General features: G+C 59.5%; 13 protein-coding genes. 6 read left to right on the top strand and 7 right to left on the bottom strand.

The window, feature by feature from the left end:
- Nucleotides 1-224: 224 nt before the first annotated feature.
- Both JQ575_RS26705 and JQ575_RS26710 read left to right on the top strand, forming a co-directional pair.
- On the top strand, nucleotides 225-380 hold the full coding sequence (locus JQ575_RS26705; protein ID WP_212036113.1) for a hypothetical protein: 156 nt from the start codon (nucleotides 225-227) through the stop codon (nucleotides 378-380).
- Between the two features lie 423 nt (nucleotides 381-803).
- Nucleotides 804-1,757, top strand: a complete 954-nt coding sequence (locus JQ575_RS26710; protein ID WP_312016031.1) for a site-specific integrase — start codon at nucleotides 804-806, stop codon at nucleotides 1,755-1,757.
- A 374-nt stretch (nucleotides 1,758-2,131) separates the two neighbouring features.
- Here JQ575_RS26710 and JQ575_RS26715 read toward each other — a convergent pair whose 3' ends face one another.
- On the bottom strand, nucleotides 2,132-2,371 hold the full coding sequence (locus tag JQ575_RS26715) for a hypothetical protein (RefSeq protein ID WP_212036114.1): 240 nt from the start codon (nucleotides 2,369-2,371) through the stop codon (nucleotides 2,132-2,134).
- A gap of 1,728 nt (nucleotides 2,372-4,099) precedes the next feature.
- On the opposite strand from JQ575_RS26715, the gene JQ575_RS26720 reads away from it, so the two are divergent.
- Nucleotides 4,100-4,363, top strand: coding sequence for a hypothetical protein (locus JQ575_RS26720; protein WP_212036115.1), 264 nt, complete (start codon nucleotides 4,100-4,102; stop codon nucleotides 4,361-4,363).
- A 41-nt stretch (nucleotides 4,364-4,404) separates the two neighbouring features.
- On the opposite strand, the gene JQ575_RS26725 is transcribed toward JQ575_RS26720, so the two are convergent.
- Entirely contained in the window at nucleotides 4,405-4,680 is a 276-nt protein-coding gene (locus JQ575_RS26725; protein WP_192733970.1) for a hypothetical protein, read from the bottom strand.
- A gap of 556 nt (nucleotides 4,681-5,236) precedes the next feature.
- Here JQ575_RS26725 and JQ575_RS26730 point away from each other — a divergent pair.
- Nucleotides 5,237-5,530 (top strand): hypothetical protein, encoded by a 294-nt coding sequence (locus tag JQ575_RS26730; RefSeq protein WP_212036116.1) that lies wholly within the window; start codon nucleotides 5,237-5,239, stop codon nucleotides 5,528-5,530.
- Between the two features lie 289 nt (nucleotides 5,531-5,819).
- On the top strand, nucleotides 5,820-6,230 hold the full coding sequence (locus JQ575_RS26735; protein ID WP_212036117.1) for a hypothetical protein: 411 nt from the start codon (nucleotides 5,820-5,822) through the stop codon (nucleotides 6,228-6,230).
- Nucleotides 6,231-6,294: 64 nt separating this feature from the next.
- Here the strand turns inward: JQ575_RS26735 and JQ575_RS26740 are convergent, their stop codons facing one another.
- The 3 genes from JQ575_RS26740 to JQ575_RS26750 all read right to left on the bottom strand — a co-directional run bounded on the left by JQ575_RS26740 (nucleotide 6,295) and on the right by JQ575_RS26750 (nucleotide 7,716).
- Nucleotides 6,295-7,143, bottom strand: a complete 849-nt coding sequence (locus tag JQ575_RS26740; RefSeq protein ID WP_212036118.1) for an alpha/beta fold hydrolase — start codon at nucleotides 7,141-7,143, stop codon at nucleotides 6,295-6,297.
- Entirely contained in the window at nucleotides 7,140-7,508 is a 369-nt protein-coding gene (locus tag JQ575_RS26745) for a hypothetical protein (RefSeq protein WP_212036119.1), read from the bottom strand. Before JQ575_RS26745 ends, JQ575_RS26740 begins: the two co-directional genes overlap by 4 nt.
- 97 nt (nucleotides 7,509-7,605) lie before the next feature.
- The gene (locus tag JQ575_RS26750; RefSeq protein WP_209851245.1) at nucleotides 7,606-7,716 is read right to left on the bottom strand and encodes a glucose transporter; all 111 of its coding nucleotides are present in this window, start codon (nucleotides 7,714-7,716) and stop codon (nucleotides 7,606-7,608) included.
- 207 nt (nucleotides 7,717-7,923) lie between these two features.
- On the opposite strand from JQ575_RS26750, the gene JQ575_RS26755 reads away from it, so the two are divergent.
- Nucleotides 7,924-8,187 carry a hypothetical protein gene (locus tag JQ575_RS26755; RefSeq protein WP_212036120.1) on the top strand — a complete coding sequence of 88 codons (264 nt, stop codon included), beginning with the start codon at nucleotides 7,924-7,926 and terminating at the stop codon, nucleotides 8,185-8,187.
- Between the two features lie 93 nt (nucleotides 8,188-8,280).
- On the opposite strand, the gene JQ575_RS26760 is transcribed toward JQ575_RS26755, so the two are convergent.
- Together JQ575_RS26760 and JQ575_RS26765 are read right to left on the bottom strand one after the other, a co-directional pair.
- On the bottom strand, nucleotides 8,281-8,520 hold the full coding sequence (locus JQ575_RS26760) for a hypothetical protein (protein ID WP_212036121.1): 240 nt from the start codon (nucleotides 8,518-8,520) through the stop codon (nucleotides 8,281-8,283).
- Between the two features lie 193 nt (nucleotides 8,521-8,713).
- The gene (locus JQ575_RS26765) at nucleotides 8,714-9,424 is read right to left on the bottom strand and encodes an outer membrane protein (RefSeq protein WP_212036122.1); all 711 of its coding nucleotides are present in this window, start codon (nucleotides 9,422-9,424) and stop codon (nucleotides 8,714-8,716) included.
- Nucleotides 9,425-9,516: the final 92 nt, after the last annotated feature.

The raw sequence follows: 9,516 nt of genomic DNA on the forward strand, positions 1-9,516 counted from the left end.
AAATAGGATATTCTTTGTGAACAGGCGAAATCCCACTCTTAGGGGGTTGCGTAACCGTAACGGTTATGGTGCATTCCTAGGTATAAGTGAGAATCGCGTCCGAGGGGCAACCCCGCCGGGCGTTTTTTTGTTGCTACTCTTGGCTACCCACCATCACACCGCCCCGAACTGGTCACCCGCATGGACTCCGTCCATCGCGGGTTTTTTATTGGAGGAAACGTACCATGACGCGGAAGCCGCCATCATTCCACTTGCCCGATCTTAAGCGCGTGATCGCCGGGACACGCAATGCCGGCGAGGAAATCTCAGTGATCGAAATCCAGCCGGACGGCACGATCAAGGTTCACACCAAGCCGCGCCAGGCTGAGAAGGCCGCGTAAAATGTCTCCCCGCAGCACGAGAAACCGCTGCAAAATGGATGGCGCGGTATCCCGGCTGGCCGAGGAGCCGCGTACAATCCGGGATATGGCCGCTCGTGGCGAAATCCCCGGCGCCGCCAAAATGCGCGGCGTTTGGTCGTTTGATATTACCCTCCTGGACGCCTTTGTCTCCGAAAAGGAACGACAGACACGCCAAAGCGCAAACCACGCAAGGCCCCTAAGGGCTGCTTCTGGCGCAACGGTACACTCTACGGTCGGATACAGACCAGCGGCGGCGACATCAAATGGTCATTACGGACAGACGATCCAAAGGTTGCGGCTAGCCGCCGCAAAACCGAACGCGCTCGAGTAGTAGCGGCGCAGCGGTACGGAGACCAGCGCCGAACGTTCGCGGAAGCGATGGAGGCGTGGGGCCTATACATCGTGAACGAAGTCGGCGGCAAGACTTTGACACGCTACACGTCCTCGCTGGCGGTTCTCCAGCCGTACCTCGAGGGCCTTTACCTAGACCAGATCGACAAGAAGCTGATTGGCGCCATCGTCGAGTCCCGGCGAGATATTCCCTATGTCCCGGTCGGGAAAAAGCACCCGATCAAGGTAACGATCGCCACAATCAAGCGCGACCTTACCGCCCTCTCGAGCGTCTGCGGGTATTGCGTCGACGAAGAATGGATGGAATCGAACCCGGTCATGGCGTGGCTAAAGCCCGGAGGCCGCCGGAAATCCCGTCTCCAGGAGCGCCGCGACCCGATCGTATTGCCGGATCCGGGGCATATTCAGATGGTCATTGCTCGGGCGCCCGGCCTGTTCGCTGAGATGATCCGTGCTGCGGTTAAGACCGGCGCTCGGTTGGACGAGCTCGCCAAGAGCCAGCGCCGACACCTCGACAAGGCCCGGAAGCAACTGACCGTCATCGGCAAGCGGAACAAGCTGCGGGTGATCGACCTCGAGGACGATGGGGAGGATTTTGGACTCGAGCTATTCAGTTCCCTGCCCGCCTCGCTCGAGACGAAGGCTCTGTTCTGGCACCGCCGGATAGCCAAGGGACGGTCTCGAGGGCAGCAGCCAGCCAAGCCGTTTTTGCAGGTCTCGAGCAACTTCAAGCGGGTGGTGAAAGCAGTAGCGGAACAGGCCCAAAAACAGGACCAGGAGTTCCGGCGCTTCACCTTCCACGATCTGCGCCACGTACACGCCGTCAACTGGCTGAAAAGTGGCCGATCTATCTACGTTTTGCAGCAGCGTCTGGGCCACACATCGATCAAGACGACGGAAATGTATCTCGCCTATCTCACCCCAGAAGAGAAGCAAATCGCGATGTTCGGCCGGGAGGCATCAGGACCAAAAACAGGAACAAGAGCAGCGGTTGATACAGGCTAGAAGCACTAAACCCCTTACAAAACAGGCATAACTTGAATTTTGGAGATCACATGGAAATGGGTTTTGTAAACCGAAGGTCGGGAGTTCAATCCTCTCAACCGGCACTAGTGTCTCTTGAGCGGTGCGAGGAACTGTCACCGCCTAGCAACATCCAGGATGTTTCGCTTCTCGGAACACCAATTAAGACTCCCCCGCTCGCAAGTCTTGCGGCAGATTCGACGCTACCGGGGTTGGGAGTATTGTCATTGCACTGACAATCAATTTTCCCGGACGGGCCGCAGCGCGCAACGCCTGCGGCCTTTTTCATTGGGCAGCAAAGCCGGCGCAAGAATACCCAATCGACCAATGGCTGAGCGCGGCGCGCTCCGCTGCAATCATGCAAACAGCCAGTCGTAGGTCTTCGCAAGGAGCTTGCTGAGTAGGTAGAACCAACCTGCCATTGCAAGGACAACAGGAACAAAGAAGGCCACCCCAACGATCACTCGCTCTCGCCTCTGGCCGCCGCGGGCCACTGGCACCTTGACGGCCGCTTTTTCGCTGGAGCTCATACACTCACCGTGTGGGGAATAGGCGGCAACTTGCCTCGTTTCAAAAACAGCAAAGCGCGCGGCCATGATGGCATCAGCATTCTATGGTTCGCCTTGTTGGCCGCCTCAGTTGGCGGCCTCTTCCATTTGCAATGCCGCTGAGAAGCGGCCCCAACCTCGGGGCTGGGGGCTGAGTTGGGGCCGCCATTCCAACCGTGGGCAACGCGGAAAACGGCAGCCTACGGTTAGCCAAATTACCGCAACTCGGTTGATCGTTCCGAACTAGTTTGGAGTACCTCGGTTGGCGGCCTCCTTGGTTGCGCCGATCACGATGCACGGAAGCCGACTTCGTCGAGTATCGGCGCCAGCGCATAGATTCGCAGCACGCATGAAGCCAAGTGCCGACCGCCCCTATTCCGGTCCTGAGAGGCCGCGCGGAAGCTGTTGGAACGATCTCGCGACCGCGCGGCGGCTGGCTGTGGCTGCAAGAGTCCGGGACTTTCGCGAGTACACACCGGGCGGCGCGCGTTTGTTTGCTTAACGGTTGCGGCCTCACCGTTAGTGGTTTTACTTGAATGATAACCCATTCGGGTGATGCGCATTTTTCCGCGAGCGCGTGGGAACCAAAGCGCAGTTAGCAACTTACTGACTCACCTTTGGCGGGGTGAGTAATGGACGACTTAAGCAACGATAAACTCTCAGGACCGGAGAAGCGCGAGCATCGCAGGTGCAGGTGTGGCGCGCAGCCCAAAGTGGTTCACAAGATGATGGACCCAACCCGTGGCTTGACGGTACGAATGTTTGAATGTCAGTGCGGCGAACGCAGCTGGACCGAACACAAAGACTAAACTCTTCCCAATTTGCTGGGCTGTGCGCCGGACTGGTTACGAATGAGACACGCGATTGTGGGTCCGCCGAACTCGATGATACCGGGCTTCGTGAAGCGCGCCCTGGTCCGCGCAGTACGCAAGCCAAACTGGGGGACGACCAATTTGCACGACTTGCAGCCACGCTGACTCATGGCGTATCGGCGCATTGAGTTCAGCGTGGTCCAGGACTTCGATCGAAAATGGAAATGGTTTGTCAGGTCGACGGCAAGGCGACGCGCGGCGACACCGGCGACGCAACGAGGCTATTCTTTCTCGTCGAGGTCGGGAACATCCCACAACAAGAACGCCATTATGATAAGCGCTGGGGTCCAAGCTAGCATGGCCCCAAATGCAATGGCCTGCACTGTTGTCATGATCACTCCGGGGTTGTCCCAACCTTGGGTCACTTAACCTAACGCGCTGGCTCTGGATAGCGGCCTTGTCAAACTGTTCACAAAAAATGACATTTTCCGACAATAGGTCACGGTCGCCGTAAGGTATTGATATAATTGAATGCGGGACGGTTTTATAAACCGAAGATTGGGAGTCCAATCCTCTCAACCGGAACCAGTCGCGTTCAAAGGCACATATACGACAACAACGCTTGCGCCATTTACATCAGCATCCAGCGCCGTATCGCAGGCCAGCCGTCTGGCAATCTTGAAAATGGTTTCCAGCTCGGCCCTTCGGAGTGATCGACTTTCACCCGATTGAGGGTGAAAGCGCGAGCGCTGCCCAACCGATAAAGAAGCAAACCACATGGCAGATATAAGCAGCCGGAGAGCTGACACCATTATATTTCAACATGGCACCTCCCGAACAACGGCTTGACGAATACGGTTCCGAAGAGCGCGCTTCGAACTGTCAGACACCCAAGTAGCTTTTCTGCCCTCAATCCTCGATATTCACAGCCACGGCGAGACTCCCGTTATCCTCGCTATTCACAGTGAACAGTTTTGGCGCCGTGCTCTGCGAGCCGCTTTATGCAGACCGCAACATCAAAAAATCTCAAGCGACTCTTGACGGAGAATCGCAAATCAGAACCTGTACGGCCTTGCTTCAGAGGGCCACCGTGCAAGATCCATTTACCGATTTCATGACTGGTAAGATTTCCGAACGGCACGCCAAACAGGACCGGCGCCTATTCGGCCTGATGTATCTCTGCATTGCTGCTTTGATCGTGCTGGCCGTCGCCAAGCTGTTTATCTGACCAGCGCAAAGAAAAAGCCCGGATTGCTCCGGGCCTCTTCGTTACCAATGATGGTAGTGGCGATGATAGTGGCGGCGATAGTATCGCGGGCCATCATCGTAATAGGCATACGGCCCACCGCCATAGTAGCCGTATCTCGGGCCATAGTAGTAACCGTTGTTGTAGGCATTGGCTGCCGCGGCCGCGCCCAGCACGCCTGCGGCCACACCGAAGCCGATCGCCGCGTTACGCCCGCCGCGGGCCTCGGCCGGCGAGTTGACCACAGCGGTTGTCGCAAGCGCGGCAACGGCTGCGAGAGTTAATCCTATCTTTCGCATATGCGCTCCTTTCCGTTGCCGGGCTAACGCCTGCCAAGCGAGCCTGTTGCGGGAACTTGCGCAGGTTAATTTTTGCGGTTTTGGGAAACGGAGTCCTGTTCCGATGATTCAACGGAGTTCCGGATGGCGGTTATGTGATCGCACGTCCGCTTGCGAGCGCAGACTATGCGGCCTTCCTGCATGTCGGCGTAGCTGCGTTATCGACTGCTGGTCCGCTCGACATCCGGCGCTCTCGGACTCTTGTCCGACCGGTTCGGATCATCGACCTGGGATTTGAGATCGGCGGCCTTCTCGACCAGGCCCGCTGCCACGTTCGGGTCCGTGACTGTCCGTGCGAATTTGAGGAGCGTAGTTGCCTGACGCGTCAGATACTGCCTGCCCACCACCGCTGCTTTCTCCCGCTTGCCTGCCCGCAGACCTTACGTTGCAACGCGGGAATCGTTCCGAGCCCTGTGTTACGAAGTGCACATTTAATCTTTGTTCCATCCGAAGCCTGCGGCATTTTGGGTTCCCGTGGCCTCCCGGAACCAACCCCGGCCGATCACGTTTTTTCTGCATGAGAATTCGGGAAGAAAACTGCAATCTGGTGTTGCTCACCGGCGTGACGCTGGTGAGTGGTGTGATCGCAGGCGCCGCCGGCTTTTGGGAGCCCGCCTCCGCTGTGAGCCAACAAAGGCCGGTCTATGCCGCCGCCGCGACGTCTTCGTCGTCGGCCGCCGCGACGTCTTCGCCCTCGTCCACCGTCGCGGCTTCGCCGACGACACGGCAACCGGCCCGTCTTGTCGACCAAACGCCGGTTCGGGTGATCGGCGCGCCGTTCGTGCCCAACACCAATCCACGCGAGCGCTAATCAGGAAGAGCGTCCGGCTGTGACGGCCGACGCTCTTTCCTCATGCCTTACGCAAGGCACACCCGTGCGTGCGGGTTGCCTATTCTACTTTGCATGGGGTTGTTTTCGCCATTTTGTGTCTGGGCCCTGCGGCGCCCCGATAGCACCCGCTGGCGGAGGCGCTACGCAGGGTATGTGTCGCCCTTTTGTCACCTCGCCGGCAAATCGAATGCCTTCATTAGCCAAGTTCAACACTTGCACTTGATTCCACAAAGGCCTTTTGCTGGAATGATTTAGGCTGAGGTGTGCGATGAAATGGATGAAAGAACGCGACCTCCTGATCGCGCAGACAATGGCATTCGTGCAATCGGTGACCGGGAAGAAGCCGGACGCCGCGCAATTCCTCGCGAATCCGGCCTCTTTCGTCAGCCCGGAAGCGCCCGCACCCTTTGACGTGCCCAAACCCACGCCCGCGGTGTCGATGCCTGACATCGAGGCGATGCTGGGCGAAACCATCTCCGTCGCGCCGCCGAAGCCGGTCCAGAGCGCACGTCCCGAGCCCAAGGTCGATTTCCAGTCCGAGATCCGCGCCCGTGTCGCCAATTTCCGCGCGCATCAGGAACGCTTCAACCGCGAGCGCGAGGCCTATTGCAGCGCCACCATGGCCAAGGTCCACGCCGCGCTGCGCGAAGACACCGCACCGCCGCCGCTGGGTAAATAGCCACTCGCTCAGGTCTTTTTGTTTGACCTGACGCGAACCGGAATCCACTTCGCTTGAAGACCCTTTAGGCCCTGCCGATCTTCTCCAGCACCGGCAGCAGGTGCGTCAGAAACAGCTCCGGATTTTCGCTCATCGGGAAATGGCCGATCCCCTTCATGATGGTGACTTCACAACCTCTGATGCTGTTGGCCACGGCCAGCGTCTCCTCCGGGGTGCAGGAGTAATCATACTCGCCGGACAGCAGAAACAGCGGACAGCGCCTGGTATCGATCTGTGCGACGCGGCCGCGGATGTCGCCGTCGAGCTTGTAGAAATAGAGATCGCCTTTGAAGACGCCGGGCCCGCCCTGCATGTAGTGCCAGATCGTTTCCCAACGCTCACGTTCCGGCGCATCGGGGCCCACCAGTCCGGAGACGATGGCGCCGCAGACCTCGCCGCCATGCACATCCGGCCGGTGCAGGAAGTTCAAATCGTAATACGGATCGACATGCGCGCCGGCCTGCAGGCCGATGATGGCGCGAAAGCGCTCGGGGTGTTCGAGCGCCAGATGCAGCGCGATGCGGCCGCCGATCGAGCAGCCGATCAGGATTGGCTTGTCGAGCTCGAGCGCCGCTGAAATTTCTAGGACCATGGTCGTGTATTGCGCCGAGGTGAGCTGGTATTCCTCGTCGTGCCAGCCGGCCGGCGGCGAGGATTTGCCGTGCCAGGGCATGTCGAAGGCGACGACGCGATGTTTTGAGGTGACGCGCGCATCGTTCATCAGCGCGCGGTATTGCCGGCCGTCGCTGCCCGCGGTGTGCAGGCACAGTAACGGTGCGCCCTCGCCCGCTTGCTCGACATAGATGCGGTGCGGCCGGCCGAACAATTCCAGATGCATGTAGCGGCCGACGATTGGCTCGAACCTCGCGCTCATGCGCCAGCTCCCGTGGCGCGAAGCTTGGCGAGTGCTTCCTTGAAGTAACGCAGATGGGCCATGAAGATCTGCAGATCGCCTTCGGCCCTCAGCACGCGCCGCTTGATCAGCGCCAGCAAATCGTTGGAGCCCGGCGGCGGGCGCTCGCTCCAGAACTTTTTCCATTCCTCCTCGGAGGCGCGAAGCGCAAAGGCAGATGACGGCATCACGAAGGGACCTGGCGTCACCGACACGATGCGCCCCTCATAGATCGAAATCAGGAAGGCCGATTGGCCGACTTCGAGCAGAAAGCTGGTCGTCAAATACCGTCCGCGCCGGACCAATCCCGTATCGCCATTGACCCGCGCCTGCAGCGTCTCGATCATTGCCGTCCCACCCCACGATGTTATCGGGCCGCCTTAACGGTCCGACCTTGTTGTGTTGCATGATGGTTGGATCGAGCGCGCCGTCAATCGCTCCGGCCTAGAGCCAGGCGTAGACCAGCGCGACATTGGCCGCGCAGGCCACCAGCAGCGCGACCGTGAGCGTGAGTTGGACACGCTCGCAGGAGTGAGTCTGGAGGATCGTTCTCATGGCCGAAACATCCAGCGATTCTAGCTGAGGAGTCTCGGGGATTCTTTTTCGCGGGATTCATGACTCGTTTACGACTCAGGGACTCTGCCAAAAAAGGGCCGAAACGAGCCATTTTGGCCTTCCCAGCTCTGAAAGAACGGCATAGCAGCCAAGCCTGAAACCCAAATGGGGCTGCAACGTTGACCGTTTTTGCTGGAGCCCCCACGCATGCCCTACGCGCTGTTCTGCCAAGAGGCCAAGTTGAGCAAGGCCTATCCGACCGAGGCCGATGTCTGGAGGCTGGCCCGACAGTCGGGGCTCGTGGTCGATGCGGTTTCGGATGAGGAGAGGCAGGAACCGCGGCCGGTGCTGGACAATGACTACGAGATCAAGCCCTGCCAGCCGGACCCGGACGAAGATCCGGCGCGCAACAAGGCCGAGGCCGAGCGCGACGCCCGTTCGGTGCTGCAATTGGGTTCGAAAGCGGCCTGATCGGCCGCTTCGCGGGTATTGCTGACGGAGATAGAGGCCGCAGGGGACCCGCCCAGCCTTACGGCCCGAGTAAAAAATCGAACGACCGCCTTCTTAAGGCGTCGCGGCTGCCAGAGAAGCCTGTTCCGAGGCGAGCACGACGCAAGCCTTGCGGCGGTTCAGTCCCCTGATCGCGCCGGTCACCTTGAGCACCTTCCCAACCGGACAGTTGGCGTCCTGCACGAAGGCGATTTCATAGGGAGCAAGGATGAGCGGTTCTGATTTCAGGACAGTCTGGGCAAGGCATGGCAGCGACGCTGCGGAAAATATCAGCCCTAACGCAAAAGCACGCATGTTTGATTGTCCAACCAGCCGACTGGACCATAATAGCCGAAGATGACAAAAAGTTGCGTGCACCGCGAAAATTATTTTTTTGCGGGCTGCCAACAGCTGCGGATAGCGCTTCGTGCCCTCCTGCAGCGCCTTCTGAAAACAAAAAGGCCGGCTTCCCGCCGGCCTTTCTCGTCTGGTTACGTAGCAGCCCGTATCAGTATTTGGAGGCCGCGGGGCCACCCCAGCCAAACCGGTAGTTCACGCCGACCTTGACGGTGTGTTCGTCGTTCCGGAAGCTCTGGCCGGTGATGTCGGCGGGGCCAGCCGTGAAGGTGGTCTTGCCGAAATCATAATACTGGTACTCGGCCTTGGCCGACCAGTTGGGCGCGAACATGTATTCGAGACCGCCGCCGACGGTGTAGCCGTCCTTGCGGTTGCCGCTGGTGGTGAAGCCCGCCGGCAGGCCGCCCACGGTGACACCGAGATTGTTGCCGTCCCGCCAGGCATAACCGCCCTTGGCGTAGAGCAGCGCCGGACCCCAAGTGTAACCGACCCGGCCGGTCACTGAGCCGAGCTGGTCGGTACTGGTAGTCACGAGCGTACCGCCCGGGAACAGCGCACCACTATTATTGCCGCTCAGCCAGCTGTACTGGGCTTCGGCACCCACCACCCAGTTCGGCGCGAACTGGTAGTCGAAGCCGCCCTGCACACCGCCGAGGAAGCGCGCGTCGCTGCTTTGCAGGGAGTCGGTACCCGCAAAGGCCCCGCCGACGTGGCCGCCGATGTAGAAACCGGTCCAGTTATAGACCAGCGCCGGCGCGGTGTAGGCCGGCGCCTTGGTATAAGGGCGAGGCTGGATGTCCGCCGCGAAAGCAGGAGCCGCCATTACGGCCAGCGCGGCAGCGCCGAGCAAAATCTTTTTCATCTTCATTCCCCGTGACTAACGTTCCGTCATCAAGCCAAACAACGTGACCTCAATTAGGTTGCTTTGCGGCAATGCCGGAGCACCTGAAGGTG

The sequence above is a fragment of the Bradyrhizobium sp. JYMT SZCCT0428 genome (genome assembly GCF_018131075.1).
Lineage (GTDB): Bacteria > Pseudomonadota > Alphaproteobacteria > Rhizobiales > Xanthobacteraceae > Bradyrhizobium.

What these genes read in the sequence shown, in the direction of transcription:
- JQ575_RS26745 (WP_212036119.1), bottom strand. Translation starts at nt 7,508, where the DNA reads ATGATCGAGACGCTGCAGGCGCGGGTCAATGGCGATACGGGATTGGTC.
- JQ575_RS26735 (WP_212036117.1), top strand. Translation starts at nt 5,820, where the DNA reads ATGAAATGGATGAAAGAACGCGACCTCCTGATCGCGCAGACAATGGCA.
- JQ575_RS26715 (WP_212036114.1), bottom strand. Translation starts at nt 2,371, where the DNA reads ATGGCCGCGCGCTTTGCTGTTTTTGAAACGAGGCAAGTTGCCGCCTAT.
- JQ575_RS26765 (WP_212036122.1), bottom strand. Translation starts at nt 9,424, where the DNA reads ATGAAAAAGATTTTGCTCGGCGCTGCCGCGCTGGCCGTAATGGCGGCT.
- JQ575_RS26740 (WP_212036118.1), bottom strand. Translation starts at nt 7,143, where the DNA reads ATGAGCGCGAGGTTCGAGCCAATCGTCGGCCGCTACATGCATCTGGAA.
- JQ575_RS26705 (WP_212036113.1), top strand. Translation starts at nt 225, where the DNA reads ATGACGCGGAAGCCGCCATCATTCCACTTGCCCGATCTTAAGCGCGTG.
- JQ575_RS26760 (WP_212036121.1), bottom strand. Translation starts at nt 8,520, where the DNA reads ATGCGTGCTTTTGCGTTAGGGCTGATATTTTCCGCAGCGTCGCTGCCA.
- JQ575_RS26755 (WP_212036120.1), top strand. Translation starts at nt 7,924, where the DNA reads ATGCCCTACGCGCTGTTCTGCCAAGAGGCCAAGTTGAGCAAGGCCTAT.
- JQ575_RS26750 (WP_209851245.1), bottom strand. Translation starts at nt 7,716, where the DNA reads ATGAGAACGATCCTCCAGACTCACTCCTGCGAGCGTGTCCAACTCACG.
- JQ575_RS26730 (WP_212036116.1), top strand. Translation starts at nt 5,237, where the DNA reads ATGAGAATTCGGGAAGAAAACTGCAATCTGGTGTTGCTCACCGGCGTG.
- JQ575_RS26725 (WP_192733970.1), bottom strand. Translation starts at nt 4,680, where the DNA reads ATGCGAAAGATAGGATTAACTCTCGCAGCCGTTGCCGCGCTTGCGACA.